Raw genomic sequence first — 20181 nt, 5'->3', positions numbered from 1 at the left:
CCGAATTTGACGATTTTCGCGCCTCGCTGTGTCGATAGTTTTAGGCTAGCGATGCGCTACGCCTACGCTCACGAGGGGCCTTGCGCTTTTCGCTATCCGCGCGGAGCTTTTGCGCTGTCGCAGGGCGAATTTGAGGCGCGAGAGCTAAAGCTCGGCAAGGGCGAGATTTTGGTCGAGGGCGGCGGAGAAGCGGCATTTATCTCTTACGGTAACGCCGCGGGCAAGGCAAATGCCGCGCGCAAAATTTTACTAGAAAAAACAGACGGCAAATTTGACCCGAGCCTCGTTGATCTAGTGTTTGTTAAGCCGCTTGACGGCGAGCTTTTGCAAGAGCTCGAGTGCAAGCATAAAATTTGGTACGTCTTTTCCGATACCGCAAAAAAAGGCGGCGTAGGCGAGATTTTGGCCGCGTTTTTGCAGGAGCGGCGCATTTTTGACGTGCGCATCGTTAGCTTTGAGTTTGACGACGCCTTTATCCCGCACGGCGCTACGGCCGACGTCGAAAAGGCTCTTGGTATCGATGCGGCAAGCATTTGCGAGAAAATTTTAGCCGAAACGGCGGATCAAATTTGAGCTGAAGCGCTCTTGCGCTTCGGTTTTACGTGTTTTGGCGAGCATATCTGGGCGGAAAAGGCGAAAAACTTGAGCGTTTTTATACTCGGTCTCGCCGCTCTTACTTTGATTTACCGCCCCTAAACGGCACGGGCAAATTTGCGCGCATCAAGCCGGTTTTATTGATTTTTATCTTCGTTTATCTTTTTTGCGGGCTGGCTTGCGAGCGAATTTTGGGTCAAATTTGAGCCGCGATAGGTTTTTGGGCTAAGGTTTGTTTTGCTCGCTGCGCCCTAGGATAAAATCGTTAAAAGACATTGCAGACTTTCGTTTTTGCCGTTTACAAAATGCTTAAATTTGGCGCCGGTGCTTGACTATACGCGGATTTTATCAAAAAGGTAAAATTTAAGTAGATTTTGCTTGTAAATTTAGCCGTGGGGCAAGGCATAGAAATTTAAAATCGCAATTAACGAAAACTAAAAAATGCGAAAAAACGTAGCCGTATCTAAAACGCTGCGGTATCGCCGCAACCGACAAAAATAAATTTTACGGCGGCGATGATAAGCGGCGATCGGTTGCAACGATCGATAGCAAAATTTACGCCGTGTTAAAAGTCGGCTTTTTATTTAAATACGGCGAGCAAAGCGTCAAATTTAAATCGCCTTCAAGTTTATGCCCCAAAACACTAAATTCGGTAGGGTAAATTTAAAACCAAACGTCTAAAATTTACTTTGAGTATAGCGCTTAAACTCGCAAAAAGCATAAATTTGACTACAAATGACACAAATTTTAGTAAATAATAATTTATATTACCAACTATAAAGAAGTTTTAAATAAAATTTTTGTATATTTAGCTAAAAAATATCAGGAAAAACGATGAACTATATGGAACTTCTCAAAAACCACGGCCTCAAAGCCACTCCGCAGCGCCTCAGCGTGCTCAAGATCCTTGATCGCCACACGCACCCGACGATCGATGAGCTTTACGAGGAGATCTGCGCCGAAAACCCGTCCGTATCGCTCGCGACGGTGTATAAAAACCTAAATATGCTCAAAGACGAGGGGCTCGTCGTCGAGGTCAATATGCCGAACCAAAAGGCGCGCTACGACATCTTTAGCTATCCGCATATCCACGTCGTATGCGAGAGCTGCGGACACGTCGAGGACTATAACTTCTGCGAGGCACTGAGCGAGTACAAGGAAAGTTTGGAGAGAAAGCTCGGAAATTTCATAGAAAAGATAAATGTGCTAGTGACTGTAAAGGACTGCAAAAACTGCCGCCATTAGGCTCTTAGCTCGCTTTTTTGATCGACGAGCTAATTTTTCTCTCGTTCTTTGGGTTTTTGTCTTTTACTTACCGCTTGAGCTTAAAATTTTGTGCTATATTTGCTAAAATTTGCAAATCTAGAAAAGGCTTCCTTTTGATTGTAAGCAATAAAGTTTTTAACCGTTTTTACTAAAGTAGCAAGCTGCTATTTGCAAATGCCGCATCGTAATATTAAAGCTTTTGCATCAAAACTCACTCCGCGACGCGATTTACCCAGATTAAAAACTCGTCGCTCGGGTTCTCGTCGTCCATATGCGCGGGCGTGACGAGCTCAAGCGCGGTTTGCGGGATCGTCGTTTTAAACGTGTCCTTAAACCACTGCTGAAATTTTACGTTTGGATGCACGATAAAATCGTCCTCCTCGCTGTTTGGCGGCGCGCTAAAATCCTCGTCCCAGCAGATTTCATCGTATCCGATCGCGAGCAGTCGCAAAAAATCAAGCCCGCTATGAGCCAAAACGCAGGTCATGGTCGAACCCGAGCCGGAGCCCATATGCACGATCTTCGTCTCGCCTGCATCATCCAGCCACAGCGCGCACATCGAGCCCTCCGAGCCGCTGCCTGCAAATACGCAAAGCCGCTGCTTGATCTCCGCGGCAAGCTCACGATCCTCGCCGTAAAACCAATACCTTAGCTCCTCGTCGCGATTTTTCGGCTCATCCGTGAAAAAGACGATGTCCGTGCCGCCCTCGCGCTCATCATCGCTCCAGCTCTGCTGCAGCCGATCCTGCGGATAGAGATAGCCGCGTCTGCGCCCGCCCGCGTCGTCATAAAAGCCGTTTGCTTCGATCCACGCATAAAGCGCCTCAAGCTCGCTCGGCACGCGCATGCCCTGCGGTAGCGCTTCGCGCAGCTGCGCTAGTAATAAATTTTCCACCGATCGCTCCTTTTGCTAAATTTGCCGCTCAAATTTTACTTTATTTCGACTAAATTTTAAGTTTTATTGCTTTAAGGCCTATTAAAAATTTTCTACTTTAAATTTATCTCACTTCGGATATATCGGTGATACCGTCATCAAATTTGGTCTATAGTGTAGCTAAAAGTTGAATACAAATTTCATGCCGTCTGACCTAACGAGCGAAATTTCGTCTAAATTCCAAGCTCGGCTCTTACGAGTGCCTCGTTTTGCGGCGTCAAAAAGCCCGCGATATCCTGCCACATGGAGTGAAAGCCGTATCCGCCGTCTATCATCTCGCTGCGCGCGGCATCCAGACTCCATCCCTGATAGATCACGCGGTACATCGCCACCCACAAGCCCCGTGCGATCGGCTCCGTGATAGCAGTGCACGAGCACGGCGCCCTCCTTTTGGCGCTCGCGAATAGTGCGCAAGACGTCCGCGATCTGTGCGGGCCTTATCTCCCAGCTTTGAAGCGGCTTGTTCGCGAGCCAAAATTGATCCCCAAACGCCCTTCTGTCGCCGCCTCTGCTAAAATGGCGCAGATTTACGATGCTTTTGATGCCAAGCTCGTGCAGCTTCGCGGCGTAGCTTCCATCAAGCTGAGCGCTGCGAAACAGCAGCTCGTCCACGCGGTAGAAATTTTTCGCTTCGTCGATGAGGGTTGCTTTTTGCGATGAGTTTGTGCTGTGCGCCGCGGTATCTGCCCTTTTTAAATGCGCGTTTTTAAATTTGGAGTCTTTTGCGTCCGCGAGATTTTGCTCCGCGCCGCTCGTTTTTCTAAAATTTATGGAATTCGCTTCTGTCGCAAGCTCCGCATTTATGCCGGTCGCAAAGAAAAACGCAGTCGCTAGCGCAAGAGTTTTAAATTTCAAATTTCATCCTTTAAATTTGGCTAAATTTTATGATTTTTGTAAAATTTAACGCTTGGCAGTCAAAATGCAAAATTGCAAGCACGCATGAATTTAACGCAAAATTTGAGCGTCAAGCCCGCCCAAATCGCCGCTAGATTTCGCCGCAAGCCCGCAAATCGCGCCGTAAAATCAAAATTTAGTTTTAAATTTCCCCGTTCCCGCCCTCGGTATCGCTAGATCAGTACGCGGTAGTTACATTGCGTAGTTACATTGCCTCTGTAAATTTACTGAAAATAAATCGTAAAAGGGGTACGCCCGTTTCCGCGAGCACTGCCATAAACCTGCTTCGCAGGTGAGTTTCGTACTCGCCTCTTGCGATACTTACCCGAAATTTTTCTAAATTTTACGCTTTTAGCTTTCGATTAGATCGGTCTGCCAGTTCGCGCCTTGCAGCGTCGTGTCAAGCTGCCTGATCTGCTTTGCTAGCTCGTCTACCTGCTTTTGCAGTGCTGCGACGTCGACCGTGCTTAAAATTTTAATCTCGCTGCGCGAATAAACGTCCACCTTTTGCGCGGCAGCTTGCGCGAAAGCCCGCAATGCGCCCGCTTTTAGCGTGAGTACGTCGCGCTTGGCGATTAGCTCGGTTAGGCTCTTGCCTTCCACTTTTGCGGTGCAGTTGGTTAAATTTATCCGAACTATCAGCCGCTCAAGCTCATCCGTGAGTGCGTCTAGCTCGGCTAGTAGCGCCTTTGGCTCCTCGCTAGGTTTCTCGCCCTCTTGCACCTTCGCGTTGTCCGCAAGCCTTGATTTTAGCTGCTCGATGCGTTTTTGTATGTCGGCGCGCAGTATCAGCGCCTCGGCTAGTTTCATTTTCGTCCTTTTAAATTTATTTTCCACCGCCAAGCTGCCGATCTTGTCCGTAGCGCGGCGAATACGGGCCGTAAAGCAAGCAGTCTCGGCAATCGGTGCTAAACAAAATTGCGTCCGCACGCGCCGAGAGATCAAAGCTCGCGTCCGAGACCGAGTCGGCGATCTGTTTAACTAGCGCGGAGACTAGCATGCCGATGAGGTTGCCGCCGCCGTCGCCCGAGTCGTTTGCTGCGGTGGCGCTTTTTTGCCAGAGCACGGCGCCCGTGTTTAGGTCTACTAGAGTCGCCGCTACGCTCACGCGCGTGACGCTGCTAATGAGCATATACGATGTGCCGTAGTCCGCGACGTTGAGGTAGAGCGCTGCGTCGGCGCCGAATATCTGCTTTAGCTTGTACGTAGAGATCTGTGCGATTTCTCCAGCGTCGTAGATGCCGTTATTTTTGAAGGTCTCGTTTACGAGTGCGGGCGAAAATACGTAATACCCCGCCTCGCTAAGCGGATAGAGCGCGTTTGCCAGCACCGCTGCGGAGGCCTTTATCTCGGCTGAGTCGCTGGTAGGCATCATGACGACGATCGAGCGAGGCTTAGTCTGTAAAAACGCCGAATAGTCGTAAACCTCGGGCTGCGAGCCTGCGCACGCTCCAAGAAACAGCACCGCAAACGCGCAAAGAAGCGCCGATTTTATTTTATTTTTCATTTTGGCTTCCTTTTGCGGTTTTGCTCGTTTTGGCTGGTTTTGCTTGCTTGGTTTTCAAATTTTGCTTGCTCGTTTGCTCGCCTAAATTTGAGCCTTTGTCGCTTAAATTCGGCTCGCTTGCGCCTGGTTTTTCCTTCGTCTGCTCGCTTAAATTTGCCTCGGTTTTGCCCGCCGCGCCTTTAGTTTTGCTATTTTGATTTAGCAAAAACATCGCGTAGTCGCGCGACTCGGGATAGAGCTCGGCTTCTTTTTCGACGTAGGCTTTAAATTTGGCCCCGTTTCCTTGCGAAAGATAGAGCAAGCCTAGATGCGCGTGTAGTCCGGGCGGGACTTTGGCTGCTCTTTGATAGGCTTTTTGTAGGCTCTCCTCGAGTGCGGCGATCTGCGCGCCCGCGTCGCCTTCTTCGGTTAGGTACTCGTAGACCGAGCTCGTGTAGGCGCCGTCCCAGTAGTATAGCTGTCTAGGCGAGTCGTCCGCGCAGCCAGAGAGCAGCAGGGCGGCGGCGGAGGCGAGCGCGAAATTTGCTAGAGTTTTAAGGCGCAAAATTTATCCTTATTTCGCGTTAAAAGCGCCGCTTTCAAGCCCGCGCGTTAGGTTATTTACGGCCTCGATGATGGCTAGGCTTAGCACCTTGCCGTTTAGCGTCGAATCATAGCCAGCACTTCCGCCAAAGCCCAGCACCTCGCGGTTTGATAGTTCATACTCGCCGGCACCCTGAGTGGAGTAGATCACCTCGGAGTTTTTCACGTCCACGACGTTAAGATTTACCTTCGCGTAGGCGGTTTGGGTTTTGCCTTTGCCAAGTATCCCGAAAAGCTGGTGATCGCCCGTAGTTTTGCGGCCAAACTCCGTTACGTCGCCCGTGATGACGTATCTTGCGCCCTTGATGTTTTGCGCCTCTTTGCTTAGCGCGCTTTCTTCTTTGATGGCGCGCATGTTGCTGCGGTCAAGCACCGAAAAGCGCCCGCTTTGCTGTAAATTTGAGATGAGGATGGTTTGCGCTTGATTGCCTAGTCTGTCCTCGCCGTCTGAAAATACGCCGTTTTGGTATGAGGACTGGTTGCTAAAGCGGCCGATAGAAACGGCGATCTTTTGTCCTTGATAGTTAGTGTTTAGGGTTTGAACTTTGGGCGTTTCGACTACGCGAGATCGCTCAGTCGCGCAGCCGGTTATTAGCATCGCGGCGCACGCGGCTAGTAAAAATTTTACGTTCGTTTTCATATCGCTCCTTTAAATTTTGATTTGCGTTATTATCTTACTATTTTTAGCTTAAAAATTTTTAACCCGCCTAAAAATTTGAGTCGCGGCGTCGGCCGGGTCAAATTTGACTATAAAATTGCCGCCTCTTTGCTTGCGTTTACCGAGCTTAGCGCGATGCGGTCGCCGGGTTTTAGCTCGCTTAGATTTACGGTTTTGCCATCCTTTTGCACTCGGACGAAATTTGAAATCTGCGCGAAAAACGACTCTTGCTGCGCGTATGCGGCGCGAGCTAGTTTGAGCGCGTTTTCAAATTTGAGCAGTTTGGTTTGCACGGCGGCGTCTAAAACCTGCCTTAAATTTAGCAAAATTTGCTCCTTGCGAGCGATTTTTTGCTCTAGGCTAGCTTGTGCAAATCTCGCTCTCATCATCGCTAGGGCGTTAAATTTACGCTCCCAAACGCGCATGAAAGCCGCGTCCGCCGCCTCGCTTAGCCTATCTATGCTTTGCATTAGCTCGCCTATATCGGGCAGTAGCGCAGCCATAGCCGTACTTGGAGTCGGAGCGCGAAAGTCCGCCGCAAAGTCGCTGATGACGTAATCAATCTCGTGTCCGACGGCCGAGATCACGGGCGTGCGCGCCGCGTAGATCTCGCGGGCTAGGTTTTCGTCGTTAAAGCACCACAGATCCTCTCTGCTGCCGCCGCCGCGCGCCAGCACGATCGCATCCGCGCCACTTGCGTCGGCTCTTTTTAGCGCACGTATGAGCGAGGCGGGTGCGGTTTCGCCTTGCGTTAGCGAATCAAAAATTATGATTTCCGCCAGCGCCCAGCGCTGCGAAGCGATACGTAGCATGTCTTGCAACGCGGCCGAGGTTTTTGACGTAACTAGCGCGATCTTGCGCGGAAATTTAGGCAGCGGTTTTTTGCGCGAGATATCAAAAAGCCCTTCGCTCTCAAGCCGCGCTTTTAGCTGTTTAAATGCAAGCTCAAGCTCGCCTTCGCCGCTTGGGCGTATCAGGGTTGCTATAAACTGGTAGCTACCGCTTGGCGAGTAGAGCGAAATTTTGCCGTAGAGAGCGACTTTCATACCGTCTGCGACGTCAAATTTGAGCTTGGCGGCGTTAAATTTATAAATGACCGCCGAGATAGCGGCCTTTTCGTCTTTTAGCGTGAAGTACCAGTGGCCCGAGCCGTGTTTAACGAGCCGCGAGATCTCGCCCTCTACCTCTACGTAGGAAAACGTCGTCTCAAGCAGCGTTTTAGCCTGCTCGTTTAGCTCGCTGACGCTTAGCACTCACGCGCCTTTTGCGCGATGAAAAGGGTAGAAATATCCATCGAAAAACTCTTGCAAAGGCGCATCTCAAAGCCCGCGGCGGCGAGCTCGTCCGCAAAGCTTTTGGCGTCTAAAAAGCCCTCGATCGAGTTTGGCAGATACTCGTAGGCTTCTTGGTTTTTGGAGATAAAGCCGCCTATTTTAGGTAAAATTTTACCTAGATAAAAGTCGCGAGCACCCGTGAGAAGGCCGATTCTTTTGCGTTTGGTAAACTCTAGTACTACGACGTATCCGCCCGTTTTTAGCACTCTGTTAAACTCTCTTAGCGCGGCTTCTCGCTCGACCACGTTTCTGATGCCGTAGCTGATGCTTAGCACGTCCATCGAGCCGCTATCAAGCGTCGTTTGCGTCGCTAGCGCCTCGATAAATTTAAACTCGGGGAATTTTTGCTTGGCGACTGCGAGCATGCCGCTTGAGGGATCGACGCCGATTAGATTTTCGATTTTTGCGTTAAACTCGCCCGCCGTCTTTTGCCAAAAGCCCATCATATCGCCCGTGCCGCATGCGACGTCTACGATATTTACGCTTGAGTCTTTGAAATTTGACAGAACCGTTTTGCATGCGATCTTACGCCAGCTCACGTCCGCGCCCATGCTCAGCACGCGGTTTGCTAGGTCGTAGGTAGGCGCGATGTCGTTAAACATCTGAACTATTTTTTCTTGTTTTTTCATTTTTTCTCTTTAGATATAGTAGATTTTTAAGCCGTGCGAAAGCTTTGTGAGGCTTTTTAAAATTTTAGGCTTTGAGTCCAAAATTTCGCTTCGCAGCTCGTAGATTTTTTTGTAAATTTTAGCTTGGAGTTTGTCTATGCGCTTTTGCTCGGCGCCGCTTTTTACGTGCGCTAGCAGGCCTAGCCAGATGTCGGCGTCTTGCAGCGAGCCAAAGGTTTCTTGTAAAATTTTGCTCTTTTTAAAGCATTTTTTAGCCGCAGGGAAGCCAAAACCGCTACCGAAAATCTCACTTAAGTATCTCAGTCTTTTTATCTCGATACGGCACTTATGAAACTGCTCGTTTTCAGTGGTTTGGCTCAAATTTGAGAGAGATTTTTTAAGGCGTAAAATTTGAGCTCGCATGGATTTTGCGGCGAGTTTTTTTATCGGCGCGTCTCCTAGCTCGCCTTTAAAAAAGTCGCTTCCCTCGCGTAAAAATACCTCCCAGTCGCGCAAAATTTCGCTTGTTTCGTCGCTTTGTAGCTCGGCTTGGACGCTTTTGGCTAGGGTTTTACTTAAAATTTCCAGCTCGCTAATTAGCGCTTCAAAGCCTTTTTGGCTTTTCAAAAACTCGCAAAACACGTCTATATCGCGCTTTTGGTTAGTTAGCTCGGCTAGTTTTTTAAAATTTAGCAGAAAATAGCAAGCCGTTTTTCGGTCGAAAACTGGAGTGAAAATTTTGAGCAAAGAGCGGGTTTTGCGCAAATTTATACGGATCTGATGCAGCGCCTCGGCATCGCTAGAGCTTGCGTACTCGTTTAGGTGCTTGCTAAGCAGCGTAAAGATCTGAAAAAACACCGTCCGCATCCCGTCCATCGCACCGATGTAGCTTGGTAAATTTAGCTCCAGCTCCGGGCTGTTTCGTAAAATCTCAATGCTCTTTTGCGCGTCAAAATTGCCTTGCGGCAAGCCAAAAAGCGCTAAATTTTTATTTTTATAGCGTTCGTCTTCCGTGACCTCGCCGGTTGCGTGCGCGGCGATAAACTCAGGCAGGCTAAACTCCGCAGCCTCGCGCTCACCGCCAAACTCGGCCTCAAAAGTTACAAGCCCTTCTAAAGCGCCGTGAAAAATATCGACGTTACAAGCGGCGTCCTCAAGCTTAAATAAAAATCTCGTCTTTTTTATAGGAGCGGCGACTGCATTTTTTAGGGCTTTTTTAAAGTTTTTAGCGTCCGTTTCGCTCTCGTTTTCCTCGCGCGCTAGACCGACGCCAGATTTTTGCGTGATCGTAAAAACGCCCGAAGCTTCGCGAAATCTAATCTCCTCAAGCGGGGCGATTTTGACGTAAATTTGCGTCACTTCTTTTTGCTCGGTACCGATGTCGCGGGCCTTTAGCTCGTTTATGACGGCGGCGTCACGCAGGATAAATTTACGCTCGATCTCTATCAAATTTCGCTCCTTAATATGAAAAATTGTATCAAAAGGTAGCTTAAAGTGTAAAATTTGCGAGCTTTTGCCGCCGACCTTGCGACGCGAAATGATTTTTTAACGCAAATAACGCTAAAATCAGCTCAAATTTGAAAGGAGTTTTGATGAATAGAAAGCTAAATTTTAGCGCAGGACCTTCGGCTCTGCCTCTTAGCGTGCTTGAGCGAGCGCAAAACGAGCTCACGGACTATCAGGGCAAGGGCTTTTCGATAATGGAAATCAGCCACCGAAGCAAGATTTTTGAAGAGGTGCACTACGGCGCGATGGCCAAGGCGCGCGAGCTATACGGCATCGGCGAGGAATTTGACGTGCTATTTTTGCAAGGCGGCGCGCATTTGCAGTTTGCGATGATACCGCTAAATTTAGCCGCCAAAGGCGTCGCACAGTATTCCGACACGGGCGTCTGGACGAGCAAGGCGATCAAAGAGGCCGCAAACGTCGGCGCAAGATACGAAGTGGTCGCTAGCAGCAAAGAGACCTCCTACGACCGCATCCCCGAGGTTAAATTTAGTGACGACGCCGCATACGGCTACATCTGCACGAACAACACCATCTACGGCACGCAGTACCGTGAGCTGCCTCGCTCCAAAGCGCCTCTCGTCGTCGATGCGTCGAGCGATTTTTTCTCGCGGCCGGTTGATTTCACGGACGTGGGTCTTCTCTACGGCGGCGCGCAGAAAAATGCCGGCCCAAGCGGCGTAACCGTCGTCATCATCCGCAAGGACCTGCTAGAGCGAGCCTGCATGGAGCGCACTCCGACGATGCTTCGCTACGATACGCACGCTAGCGCCGCGTCGCTATACAACACGCCGCCGACGTTTGGCATATATCTACTAAATTTGACGCTGGGCTGGGTGCAAGAGCAGGGCGGTCTAGCGGCGATAAACCGGATCAACGAGCAAAAGGCGGCGCTGCTTTACGGCGCGATCGACGGTTCGGGAGGCTTTTACAAAGGTCACGCGCAAAAAGATAGCCGCTCGCTGATGAACGTTAGCTTTACCATCGCAAACCGCGAGCTCGAGGCGGCCTTTATCTCCGAGTCCGAAAGTGCGGGCATGCTGGGCCTAAAAGGACACCGTCACGTAGGCGGTATCAGAGCTTCGATATACAACGCCGTGAGTATCGAAAACGTGCGGACTTTGGCTGAGTTTATGAAAGAATTTGCTAGGAAAAACGGGTAAGTCAGAGTAAATTTGACGAGGCGCGCCGTGCGAGTTTGGTTTTTTTGGTAAATTTAAGCCCGAGGCTAAACTGGACGGTGCGTCAAATTTTGCTTTATACTCAAATTTAAGCGGCTTTGGCTTGGAAGCGGCCGCTTAAATTTGCTTTGGTTTTACGGCGAGCCGATTTTAAATTTACCTAGTTAAATTTGGCTCTTGCCGCTTTTCTTAACTCGTATAAATGCAAAATTTGCTCGAAATTTAAAACGCTCGGCGAGTGAAATTATCTTTTTATCTCCAAATTTATCCTACCGTTTATCTCTGAAAATTTATATTCCAGCTCGTCCGAGCGATAGGCTATGCTTTTGTTTTTGCAAATTTGCTTCTCGCGGGATGCTATCTTTTTTAGCATCGGCGGTAGCTCCTTAGCGATCAAAAGCTTGATAGGCATATCCAGGCCGTGCGTTAGCTTTTTGAGAAATCTACCGTCAAGCTCGCTCTCGTCTTTTATCATATGCAAGGTCGCGTCAAAGCCGAGCTTTCGCAGTTCCTCATAGAGTTGCGCTTTTTCTTCGGGCGACGCGCAGTGGTCGTTTGCGGCGCAGTGATAGCCGGCGTAGATAGGCTTTGGATACTTGCTTTGGACTTTTAGGTGCGCGGCGTCTAGGATGTTTCGTATATCCTCGCGCGCCTGCGAGAAATAGCAAGGCGACGAGCTATTTAGCAGCGTCCACATGGTTTTGGTAAAGACGTAAATGCTGATATTGCGAAAATATATATCGGTGGAGTATTTGCGAAATTTGAGATAATCTATCTCCTTGCCTAGGCCTATGAGCTCCCAGTTTAGCTTCGCGTAGCTGCTGTTGTCTATGAGGCCGTCCATCAGCCACGGCGCAAATTTGGCCGCCAAAGCGTTTATGTAGGCGCCGTGCGAACTGCCGACTAGGCCTACGGGCAGCTCGTTCATATCGGTCGCGGATTTAAACGGCGGATTTGCCTTGATAAAAAGCGCGGCATTTATCACGTCTTGGGCTTGCATAACGCTGAAATTTTGATATTCGTTTTTAGTGGGTTGCAACGTGACGGATATTTGTAATTTAAAATTGCCGGGCAACCCACCGCTCGCTTTTATCTCGCTTATCTGCGTATCTAGCGTCGAAAGCGCGCCGTAGCCGATATCGCCTGAGATTTCTATGCCTATTTTAGAGCATTTATTTTTAAGGATTATTTTGTCTAAATCGTTTAAAAAATACGTCGCTCCCGTTTGCGGCCTGTTGCCGATGCAGTGGTAGTTCGGACTCGCCACGGCTACGTTAAATTCGCTAGCTACGAACTGCGCTAAATGCTCTCTATAGTTTTCATTCGCATCGCCGCCAAGACCTGATACTATGAAAACTAGGGCTCTGGCGGGCTTTTCCTCGTCGTAGCAGAGCTTAAATTCGAGCAAAGAATCGCGCCTTATACCAAGTTCTACATCGTCATAGGATGGGATTTTGTATTGTTATGATCTAGCATTTGGACACAATTTGCCTATTATATACGCGTTTGATAAATTTTAGTGGTCGAGAGATATTGTTGGGTTGGTTGTTAGCGCCAGGTTATCAAATTTATTAAAATTTGATAAATAGGGTATTTGCTGAAATTATTTTTTGTAACTTTCGCCGCCGAATTTCAGTAGCGCCGAACCCCACGTAAAGCCGCCGCCAAATGCGTCCAATAAAAGCAAATCGCCTTTTTTAAGTCTGCCCGCTTCGTATGCGTCATTCATCGCCATAGGTATAGAGGCTGAGCTTGTGTTGCCGTATTTTCCGACGGTTACTACGCACTGTTCGTTTGTAAAATTTAAGCGCTGCTTGACTGCTTCGATGATGCGTAAATTTGCCTGATGAGGTATAAAAAGATCGATTTTATCGCTTGAAATTTGATTTTTTTCTAGGATATCTACGACGTCTTTAGTTAGCGTCTGGACGGCGATTTTAAAGACTTCGTTGCCCGACATCTTGATAAATTTCTCTTCGCCGCCGGGAGTTATGAGTAGGTTTGCGTATTTGCCGTCAGCTGCAGTGTGAACGTCGATTATTTCGTTTTCTTCGCTAGCACTTACGACCGCGGCACCTGCTCCGTCGCCAAATAGTATGCAAGTCGTTCTATCGGTCCAATCGACGATTTTACTTAGTTTTTCGGCTCCGATTATCAATACGTTTTTTTTGCTTCCGCTTTCAATCAGTGATTTTGCAAGCTCAAGTAGGTAGATAAAGCCCGTGCACGCTGCGCTTATATCAAATGCCGTAATGGCATTTATGCCTAAATTTTTAGCGATCTTGCACGCCGTTGAGGGCATACAAAAGTGATCGGGCGAGATGGTCGCGCAAATAATGGCGTCGATATCTTTTGCGGTCAAATTTGCTCTTTCAAGCGCTAACTGTGCCGCTTTCGTGCCAAGATCGCTCGTATCTTCGCCCTGCGCTACGCGTCTTTGGCTGATGCCGGTGCGTTTAACTATCCATTCGTCGTTGGTTTCCACCATTTTTTCAAGGTCGAAATTTGTTAAAATTTTAGGCGGAGCGTATGCGGCTATGGATATTAGCGAGGCTTTTGGCATTAAATTTTTCTTTGTAATTTCATTTTGCGAAGTGCGAAAGCTCGTCTTCGATGACTTTATTTATATCGGAGTTTGCGAATTTTAGAGCTTGAAATATCGCGTTTTTGATAGCTTTTGGGGTGCTTTTACCGTGGCTTATTATGACGCAGCCGTTCACGCCAAGTAGCGGTGCGCCACCATATTCGTCGTAATCAACTTGCTGTTTTAGAGTTTTAAAAACTTTTTTCATGAGAAGTGAGCCGGCTATAGCGACCGGGGATTTTTTAACGTGTTTTTTGATGATTTTTGTTATGGCGTCGGCTACGCCTTCACTTGTTTTTAGTAGGATATTTCCGACGAATCCATCGCAAATAACGACATCGACGCTTCCGTCAAAGACTTGATTTCCTTCGGCGTTGCCCACGAAGCTGTCGAGTTTTGAGATCATTTCAAAGGCTTCTTTCGTAGCCTCGTTGCCTTTACTGCTCTCTTCGCCGTTAGACAAAAGTCCTAGTTTAGGGGATTTTATTTTTAAAATTTCTTTTGCGTAGGCTTCGCCCATTATCGCAAATTGAAATAGATGCTCTGGCCTGCAGTCCACGTTTGCGCCGACGTCCAAAACTAGCGTGTTGCCGCCGGTTACGTTTGGCATTAGCGTCGCTATCGCCGGGCGCGAGACGTTTTTAAGCCGTCCGACTCGAAGCGTGGCAAGACTCATCGTAGCTCCGCTGTGTCCCGCCGAAACTACGGCCATAGTTTGTTTATTTTTAAGTAGCTCAATAGCCTTAAAAATACTGCTTTCTTTTCGCTTTAACGCATCGGTGGCGCCGTCGCTCATAGAAACGACCTCGTCGGCTTGAATAAATTTTACGTATTGTTTTAAATTTTGCGGAACGAGGCTTTCTAAAATTTTCGTATCGCCTACCAAAACGGCTTCAAATTTTACTTCTTTTAAAGCCTCGATCACGCCGCCGATAATAGGTTGCGGACCGAAGTCGCCGCCCATTGCGTCAATGCAAATGCTGATCATTTGTATCAATACTCTCCGGTAGTTTTATTTACGCGGTGAGGCATTTTCCATGAGCCGTCTTTATCTTTTACGGGAACGGGAAGCGTTACTTTGTAGTGCGTTCTTCTCTTTGCCGCGCGAGTATGACTTACTCTTCGTTTAGGTACTGCCATTTTATTCTCCTTTATAGATTTTTACATTTTTCACAATAAAAATAATCGCTCTTAAAAGCTTCTATCTCGCTTGTTAATACTTCTTCTAAATTTATAAAACCGTCGAAAAACTCAACCACATCGTCGAGGTTTTCTTCTTTATCCTTATAAATTCCGTCGCTTAATATCAAATTTACATTTTCATCAAGCTTTAAATTTATATCTTCGCCGCATCGGTCGCAGTTGTGAGCTATCTCACCTACGATCTTGCCTTTGCAACTAACTAAATTTTGATTTACTCTTTTTAGTTCGCCGTTAAAATTTACTCCGTCCAAGTTTAACTCGAACGGCATTTGGTTATTTGCAATTTTGGCGAAAGATATTTTCAAAATTTAACCTAAATTTAGCAAATTTCTCTTGTTGCAAAGAAAAATGCAATCTCGTTTTTAGCGTTTTCTAGGCTATCGCTACCGTGAACGGCGTTTGCGTCGATGCTCTCGGCAAAATCGGCTCTGATAGTACCAGGCTTTGCTTCTTTCGGGTTGGTTGCGCCCATTAGATCGCGATTTTTAGCCACCGCATCGTCGCCCTCAAGAACCATAACTACGACCGGTCCGCTGACCATAAAATCAACCAAATCGTTGAAGAAAGGTCTGTCTTTGTGAACTGCGTAGAATGCTTTTGCGTCGCATTTGCTTAGTTTGACTTTTTTTATAGCGGCGATTCTTAGTCCATTGCTTTCGAATCTGTCCACGATTTTTCCGATAACGCCCTTTTTTACGGCATCAGGCTTAATAATAGAAAGCGTTTGCTGCATAAAATTTCCTTTTTGTGGTTTTTATAAAGCGGTGATTATATCAAAAAAAAATTAAATTTCAAAATAAGCCCCGCAAAAGGGCTTAGGTGCGGAGTTTACGAGATGACGGCCGTAGCGCCCGTTCTCATATCTGCGGTTATCTCGGCGCGAGAAGGCTGTCCTGCACAAGGAGCGTCCCAAACGATGCAACCGTCGGTCGGACAGGCTGAAGCGCATGCAGGCTCGTCGTTAAATCCTACGCACTCGACGCATTTATCGGCATAAACGTAGTATGCATCCTCGCCGGTCGGGTTATCTGCGTCGTCTACGATAGCGTTCGTCGGGCACTCGTCGATGCAAGAGCCGCAGCTTATGCAGATGTCTGTTATTTTTACTGCCATTTTTTATCCTTTTTAGTCAATTTTTTCGCAAGAATATCAAAAACTAAGTAAATTTGATATTAAATTTTTGCGTTAAATTTTGAAACGAAAACGTAAAATTTTTAGCTCTTTTTAATTTTTAAATGATATAATTTCGCTACAAATAAAAATTATTAAGGAGAAAAAATGTTAGTAACAAAAAAAGCACCTGACTTTACAGCTGCAGCGGTTTTAGGAAGCAATCAGATCGTAAATGATTTCAACCTATATAAAAATATCGGCGAGAAAGGCGCGGTGGTATTTTTCTATCCTATGGACTTTACCTTTGTTTGCCCTAGCGAGATTATCGCGTTCGATAAAAGATACGACGAATTTAAAGCTCGCGGTATCGAAGTTATCGGTGTTTCGACAGATAACCAATTCTCTCACTTCGCGTGGAAAGAGACTCCGGTAAACAAAGGCGGCATCGGCCAAGTTCGCTACCCGCTAGTAGCCGACATGACGAAGTCTATCGCTCGCGGTTTTGACGTACTTTTAGAGGATGCGGGCGTCGCTCTTCGCGGTAGCTTCTTGCTTGATAAAGACGGCACCGTTCGCCACGCGGTTATCAACGACCTTCCGCTTGGAAGAAACATCGACGAGATGATAAGAATGGTTGATACGATGCTATTTACGAACGAGCACGGAGAGGTTTGCCCTGCCGGTTGGAATAAAGGCGATAAAGGTATGAAAGCCGATACAGCAGGCGTCGCAGACTACCTATCTCACAACGCAGACAAACTATAATCATCCAAATTTAAGGGCGAGCTCTCGCCCTTTTCTTCCCTCTTTTTACTCACTTCACAAAATTTTTAACGAAATACGCAAAAAATTTAAACTAAAAACAAAATAAATTTACTATAATAGAGACAATTTCTAAAATCTCGCAGAAGGGAAACCTCTAAATGATCAACACTGATAACGGCGATTCTATGATCTTAGAAGGCGCTATTAGCGTATTTTCAAGGGCTCTAAAAGACAACCACCAGATTCATTTTTTAAATTTATATAACGGCGTAAAGGTCGAGTGTCAAGGCAGCGTGATAGCCGTCGAGGATGAGACCGTGGTTTGCAAGGTAACGCTAGAGCAGATTTTGGCCATGAAAGAGGAAAAAAACGCCTATATCGTGCGCGACGAGTATTTTGCCGAAAATTTAAGAGCCGATATCGCGGGATTTGATTTGTCGAATTTGACCGTGACGCTTAGAGATTTTATCTACATGCACAACCTGCATGCAAATTTGCGAAAATATCAGCGCGTCTATCCAAACCGCTACACCAAGGTTTCTCTTGCTCAAAACGGCAGCGCAGTACAGGGGAATTTATACGATATCTCCGAGGGCGGACTCGGCGTCGTTAGCGCCGATGACGGAGAGTTTAGGGACGGCGAGCAGGTAAACGCTAAATTTGAGCTCGGACTTTCCGACTGCGAAAACGGATCTTGCGAAAAAGTGGACGTCGATATCGATCTAAAGCTGGTTACGGCGCTAAAATATAAAGGCGCTATGAGATACTGCTGCCAAGTGATGAATAAACAAAACGCGCATCAAAATATCGTAAAATTTACCGACAAGCGCGTAAAAGAAACCCTCGAAGAGCTCAAAGAGCAGCTAAAAACCTACCAATAAATTTAACGTAAAATTAAAAGGCGAGCCTCGCACTTGCCTTTTTTAAATTCTACCCGCCTCGCTTTCAAATTTATCCCCCGGCTTCACCCGAAATTTAATCAAAAATCAGTAAAATGGCCCAAAATTTACAAGGAAGCACATGAAAACCATCCAAGAAAATTTAAAGCTATTTTACGTCGGCCTCAAAAACAAAGAGCCGTTTTTTTATAAAAACAAGGACCTCACGACGCACGCGGCCATCATCGGAATGACCGGTAGCGGTAAAACAGGCCTTGGCATCAGCATCCTAGAAGAAGCCTGCATCGATAACATCCCGACCTTTATAATCGACCCCAAAGGCGATATGACCAACCTCGCCTTAGCGTTCCCGCAGATGAGCGCGCAGGATTTTGCGCCCTACGTCGATGAAAACGAAGCTCAGAATAAAGGCATGAGCGCGGACGAGTTTGCCGCTAGCGAAGCGCAGACGTGGAAAAACGGTATCGAAGGCTCGTTTCAGAGCTTGGAGCGTGTAGGGCTTTTTAAAGATAGCGCCGAGCTAAAAATTTATACGCCAAAGAGTAGTAGCGGCGTCGGCGTAGCGCTGCTCGGGGATTTTGCCCGTCCGAGTTTAGACGCAGGCAGCGAGGAGTTTAGCGAGTACGTCGGCTCTTTGGCTAGCTCGGTGCTATCGCTTGTGGGCATAGAAAACGACGTAAACTCAAAAGAGCACCTACTCATCTCGAACATTTTTATCGATAAATTTAGTCAGGGCGCGGACGTGAGCCTAGAGGAGCTCATCGGCTTTATCGCGACGCCTCCGTTTGCCAAGATCGGCGTGTTTGACGTGGAGAAATTTTATCCAAGCTCCGAGCGCATGAAGCTAGCCGTCAAGATCAACACGCTGCTTGCAAGCCCAGATTTTCGCGCGTGGCTAAGCGGCGAGCGACTCGATATCTCAAAGATGCTTTTTAACGCAAACGGTAAAGCAAAGTGCAATATCTTTACGATCTCGCATCTAAAAGACAGCGAGAGGATGTTTTTTGTGACGCTGCTGCTAAACGAGATCATCGCGTGGATGCGCAAGACCGAGGGTACGAGCTCACTTCGCGCGGTGCTTTATATGGACGAGATTTTCGGATTTTTCCCGCCAAACGGCAACCCGCCTAGCAAAACTCCGATGCTAACTCTACTCAAGCAAGCCCGCGCGCACGGCCTTGGCGTTATACTGAGCACCCAAAACCCGGTCGATCTAGACTACAAAGGCCTTAGTAATATCGGCACGTGGTTTATCGGGCGCTTGCAAACCGCGCAGGATAAAGCGCGCGTGATCGACGGTATGACGGGGCTTGCGGGCTCTGCGATGGATAAAGGCGAGATAGAAAATCTCATCTCAAATTTGCAAAAGCGCAATTTCCTACTAAAAAACATCCACGAGGACGGGCTATCCGTCATCTCGACGCGCTGGGCTCTAAGCTATCTCAAAGGACCGCTTAGCCGCGAGCAGATTTCAAATTTGATGAAAGAGCAAAAGAGCGGGTCAAATTTGAGCGGATCAAGCCCGGCAAAAAGCTCGAATTTCGCCGCCAAGCCGGTGCTGTCGCCCGACATCGCTCAAATTTACGCCGCAAGTCCAAATTTACAGGAGGGCGGCGAGCTGGAGGGGTATCTTTACGGCGAAGCCAAAGTGCGATTTTACGACGCCAAAAAGGGGCTTGACGAGGTTCGCGAGGTAAATTTCACGCTAAGGCTAGATGAAGCTCAAAAAAACGCAGACTGGAGCGAGGCTAGCGAAAATATGCATTTTACTGCGGTTGCAGAGCCAAATTTCAAGCTCTCATACGCGCCGCTGCCGGGCTTTGTCGCGGGAGCTAAAAATTTCAAAGAGCTAACCAAAAATTTCAAAGAATTTATCTATAGAAACCACAAGCTTAGGCTCTTTAGCGCGCTAAATTTAAACTCGGCGCCGGGCGAGAGCAAAGAGGAATTTTACGTGCGTTTGGCCGATAAATGCAACGAAATTTTAGAGGCGCAAACGACCAAGCTCACGGCGGAATTTGACAAACAAAAAGCGCGCCTAGAGGAGAAACTAAACCGCTCGGTGGCAAAGCTAGAAAAAGAGCAGCGAGACTTTAAAAGCAAGGGGATCGAGACCGCGATCTCGGTGGGTGCGAGCATTTTGGGCGCGATTTTCGGCAAGGGGCTACTAAGTAGCGGCAACATCGGCAAGGTCGCGACATCCGCGCGCTCGGCAAACAGCGTGCTAAAAGAGCGCAGCGACGTCAAACTAAGCGAGCAAGAAGTCGCCCAGCTAAACGCGCAGATCGAGGAGCTGATGGCGAAATTTGAAGAAGACGCGAGCGCGCTAAAAGCCAAAAACGACGTGCAAAACATAGAAGTGACGGAGGTGGAGGTGGGGCCGAAGAGTAGCGATATTTATGACGAAAAGCTCTATCTTCTTTGGAAATAAATTTAACGGCTTGTCTTTTTGCCCTATACTTCGTTACTTTTAAATTTGGCTCGGTCATTACCGACGAGGTAACTCCCGTCGCCAAATTTAAAAGCGCCTCGTCTAGAACAAAAATACTTCGC

22 protein-coding genes are annotated in these 20181 nt (G+C 47.7%); 6 read left to right on the top strand and 16 right to left on the bottom strand.

Annotated elements, in window-relative coordinates; all coding sequences use genetic code 11:
• Positions 1-573: transketolase C-terminal domain-containing protein (locus tag RWM02_RS09335; protein ID WP_314071556.1), on the top strand; the 573-nt coding region annotated here is incomplete at its 5' end.
• Between the two features lie 855 nt (positions 574-1428).
• Positions 1429-1839 carry a Fur family transcriptional regulator gene (locus RWM02_RS09330; RefSeq protein ID WP_122863195.1) on the top strand — a complete coding sequence of 137 codons (411 nt, stop codon included), beginning with the start codon at positions 1429-1431 and terminating at the stop codon, positions 1837-1839.
• Positions 1840-2071: 232 nt separating this feature from the next.
• Here the strand turns inward: RWM02_RS09330 and RWM02_RS09325 are convergent, their stop codons facing one another.
• The 9 genes from RWM02_RS09325 to RWM02_RS09285 all read right to left on the bottom strand — a co-directional run bounded on the left by RWM02_RS09325 (position 2072) and on the right by RWM02_RS09285 (position 9826).
• Positions 2072-2755: an SMI1/KNR4 family protein gene (locus tag RWM02_RS09325; RefSeq protein WP_314071552.1), complete on the bottom strand. Its 684-nt coding sequence runs from the start codon at positions 2753-2755 to the stop codon at positions 2072-2074.
• A 159-nt stretch (positions 2756-2914) separates the two neighbouring features.
• Complete coding sequence (locus tag RWM02_RS09320; RefSeq protein WP_314071550.1) at positions 2915-3649, bottom strand: tyrosine-protein phosphatase; 735 nt, start codon at positions 3647-3649, stop codon at positions 2915-2917.
• A gap of 390 nt (positions 3650-4039) precedes the next feature.
• Positions 4040-4498 (bottom strand): DIP1984 family protein, encoded by a 459-nt coding sequence (locus RWM02_RS09315; RefSeq protein WP_314071547.1) that lies wholly within the window; start codon positions 4496-4498, stop codon positions 4040-4042.
• A 16-nt stretch (positions 4499-4514) separates the two neighbouring features.
• A complete protein-coding gene (locus RWM02_RS09310) occupies positions 4515-5195 on the bottom strand; it encodes a DUF799 domain-containing protein (RefSeq protein WP_185898001.1) in 681 nt (226 codons plus the stop codon).
• Entirely contained in the window at positions 5185-5739 is a 555-nt protein-coding gene (locus RWM02_RS09305) for a DUF4810 domain-containing protein (RefSeq protein ID WP_314071542.1), read from the bottom strand. Before RWM02_RS09305 ends, RWM02_RS09310 begins: the two co-directional genes overlap by 11 nt.
• A 9-nt stretch (positions 5740-5748) precedes the next feature.
• A complete protein-coding gene (locus tag RWM02_RS09300) occupies positions 5749-6417 on the bottom strand; it encodes a CsgG/HfaB family protein (RefSeq protein ID WP_314071539.1) in 669 nt (222 codons plus the stop codon).
• Between the two features lie 107 nt (positions 6418-6524).
• Positions 6525-7688: an exodeoxyribonuclease VII large subunit gene (gene xseA, locus RWM02_RS09295; protein WP_314071536.1), complete on the bottom strand. Its 1164-nt coding sequence runs from the start codon at positions 7686-7688 to the stop codon at positions 6525-6527.
• Entirely contained in the window at positions 7682-8398 is a 717-nt protein-coding gene (gene ubiE / locus RWM02_RS09290; RefSeq protein WP_314071533.1) for a bifunctional demethylmenaquinone methyltransferase/2-methoxy-6-polyprenyl-1,4-benzoquinol methylase UbiE, read from the bottom strand. The genes xseA and ubiE overlap by 7 nt, the downstream gene beginning before the upstream one ends.
• A 9-nt stretch (positions 8399-8407) precedes the next feature.
• Positions 8408-9826 (bottom strand): CHAD domain-containing protein, encoded by a 1419-nt coding sequence (locus RWM02_RS09285; protein WP_314071530.1) that lies wholly within the window; start codon positions 9824-9826, stop codon positions 8408-8410.
• A 143-nt stretch (positions 9827-9969) separates the two neighbouring features.
• Here RWM02_RS09285 and serC point away from each other — a divergent pair, with 143 nt between their 5' ends.
• Positions 9970-11046 carry a 3-phosphoserine/phosphohydroxythreonine transaminase gene (gene serC, locus RWM02_RS09280; protein ID WP_314071529.1) on the top strand — a complete coding sequence of 359 codons (1077 nt, stop codon included), beginning with the start codon at positions 9970-9972 and terminating at the stop codon, positions 11044-11046.
• Positions 11047-11308: 262 nt separating this feature from the next.
• Here the strand turns inward: serC and RWM02_RS09275 are convergent, their stop codons facing one another.
• The 7 genes from RWM02_RS09275 to RWM02_RS09245 form a co-directional block, all read right to left on the bottom strand.
• Entirely contained in the window at positions 11309-12472 is a 1164-nt protein-coding gene (locus RWM02_RS09275) for a DUF2920 family protein (RefSeq protein WP_390887761.1), read from the bottom strand.
• A 195-nt stretch (positions 12473-12667) separates the two neighbouring features.
• Positions 12668-13627 carry a beta-ketoacyl-ACP synthase III gene (locus tag RWM02_RS09270; protein WP_314071527.1) on the bottom strand — a complete coding sequence of 320 codons (960 nt, stop codon included), beginning with the start codon at positions 13625-13627 and terminating at the stop codon, positions 12668-12670.
• A 19-nt stretch (positions 13628-13646) separates the two neighbouring features.
• Entirely contained in the window at positions 13647-14636 is a 990-nt protein-coding gene (gene plsX / locus RWM02_RS09265; RefSeq protein ID WP_314071559.1) for a phosphate acyltransferase PlsX, read from the bottom strand.
• Between the two features lie 5 nt (positions 14637-14641).
• Entirely contained in the window at positions 14642-14788 is a 147-nt protein-coding gene (gene rpmF / locus RWM02_RS09260; RefSeq protein ID WP_002943740.1) for a 50S ribosomal protein L32, read from the bottom strand.
• Between the two features lie 11 nt (positions 14789-14799).
• On the bottom strand, positions 14800-15156 hold the full coding sequence (locus RWM02_RS09255) for a YceD family protein (RefSeq protein WP_314071524.1): 357 nt from the start codon (positions 15154-15156) through the stop codon (positions 14800-14802).
• Positions 15157-15170: 14 nt separating this feature from the next.
• Entirely contained in the window at positions 15171-15584 is a 414-nt protein-coding gene (gene ndk, locus RWM02_RS09250) for a nucleoside-diphosphate kinase (protein ID WP_314071522.1), read from the bottom strand.
• Between the two features lie 95 nt (positions 15585-15679).
• Positions 15680-15964 carry a DUF362 domain-containing protein gene (locus RWM02_RS09245; RefSeq protein WP_314071519.1) on the bottom strand — a complete coding sequence of 95 codons (285 nt, stop codon included), beginning with the start codon at positions 15962-15964 and terminating at the stop codon, positions 15680-15682.
• Between the two features lie 165 nt (positions 15965-16129).
• On the opposite strand from RWM02_RS09245, the gene RWM02_RS09240 reads away from it, so the two are divergent.
• The 3 genes from RWM02_RS09240 to RWM02_RS09230 all read left to right on the top strand — a co-directional run bounded on the left by RWM02_RS09240 (position 16130) and on the right by RWM02_RS09230 (position 20059).
• A complete protein-coding gene (locus tag RWM02_RS09240) occupies positions 16130-16729 on the top strand; it encodes a peroxiredoxin (protein ID WP_122863178.1) in 600 nt (199 codons plus the stop codon).
• 158 nt (positions 16730-16887) lie between these two features.
• Complete coding sequence (locus RWM02_RS09235) at positions 16888-17610, top strand: PilZ domain-containing protein (RefSeq protein ID WP_314071514.1); 723 nt, start codon at positions 16888-16890, stop codon at positions 17608-17610.
• A 139-nt stretch (positions 17611-17749) separates the two neighbouring features.
• Positions 17750-20059, top strand: coding sequence for an ATP-binding protein (locus tag RWM02_RS09230; protein ID WP_314071512.1), 2310 nt, complete (start codon positions 17750-17752; stop codon positions 20057-20059).
• Positions 20060-20181 lie beyond the last annotated feature (122 nt).

This window comes from Campylobacter showae, assembly GCF_963515975.1.
Taxonomy (GTDB): Bacteria; Campylobacterota; Campylobacteria; order Campylobacterales; family Campylobacteraceae; genus Campylobacter_A; species Campylobacter_A showae_F.
The sequence above is the reverse complement of the archived record's forward strand: the minus strand, read 5'-3'. Positions and strand labels throughout refer to the sequence as shown.

Excerpts from the sequence above, each read along its gene's own strand:
- RWM02_RS09310 (WP_185898001.1), bottom strand. The coding sequence starts at position 5,195 with ATGAAAAATAAAATAAAATCGGCGCTTCTTTGCGCGTTTGCGGTGCTG.
- RWM02_RS09230 (WP_314071512.1), top strand. The coding sequence starts at position 17,750 with ATGAAAACCATCCAAGAAAATTTAAAGCTATTTTACGTCGGCCTCAAA.
- ubiE (WP_314071533.1), bottom strand. The coding sequence starts at position 8,398 with ATGAAAAAACAAGAAAAAATAGTTCAGATGTTTAACGACATCGCGCCT.
- serC (WP_314071529.1), top strand. The coding sequence starts at position 9,970 with ATGAATAGAAAGCTAAATTTTAGCGCAGGACCTTCGGCTCTGCCTCTT.
- RWM02_RS09315 (WP_314071547.1), bottom strand. The coding sequence starts at position 4,498 with ATGAAACTAGCCGAGGCGCTGATACTGCGCGCCGACATACAAAAACGC.
- RWM02_RS09300 (WP_314071539.1), bottom strand. The coding sequence starts at position 6,417 with ATGAAAACGAACGTAAAATTTTTACTAGCCGCGTGCGCCGCGATGCTA.
- plsX (WP_314071559.1), bottom strand. The coding sequence starts at position 14,636 with ATGATCAGCATTTGCATTGACGCAATGGGCGGCGACTTCGGTCCGCAA.
- RWM02_RS09235 (WP_314071514.1), top strand. The coding sequence starts at position 16,888 with ATGATCAACACTGATAACGGCGATTCTATGATCTTAGAAGGCGCTATT.
- RWM02_RS09270 (WP_314071527.1), bottom strand. The coding sequence starts at position 13,627 with ATGCCAAAAGCCTCGCTAATATCCATAGCCGCATACGCTCCGCCTAAA.
- rpmF (WP_002943740.1), bottom strand. The coding sequence starts at position 14,788 with ATGGCAGTACCTAAACGAAGAGTAAGTCATACTCGCGCGGCAAAGAGA.
- RWM02_RS09240 (WP_122863178.1), top strand. The coding sequence starts at position 16,130 with ATGTTAGTAACAAAAAAAGCACCTGACTTTACAGCTGCAGCGGTTTTA.
- RWM02_RS09245 (WP_314071519.1), bottom strand. The coding sequence starts at position 15,964 with ATGGCAGTAAAAATAACAGACATCTGCATAAGCTGCGGCTCTTGCATC.
- ndk (WP_314071522.1), bottom strand. The coding sequence starts at position 15,584 with ATGCAGCAAACGCTTTCTATTATTAAGCCTGATGCCGTAAAAAAGGGC.
- RWM02_RS09330 (WP_122863195.1), top strand. The coding sequence starts at position 1,429 with ATGAACTATATGGAACTTCTCAAAAACCACGGCCTCAAAGCCACTCCG.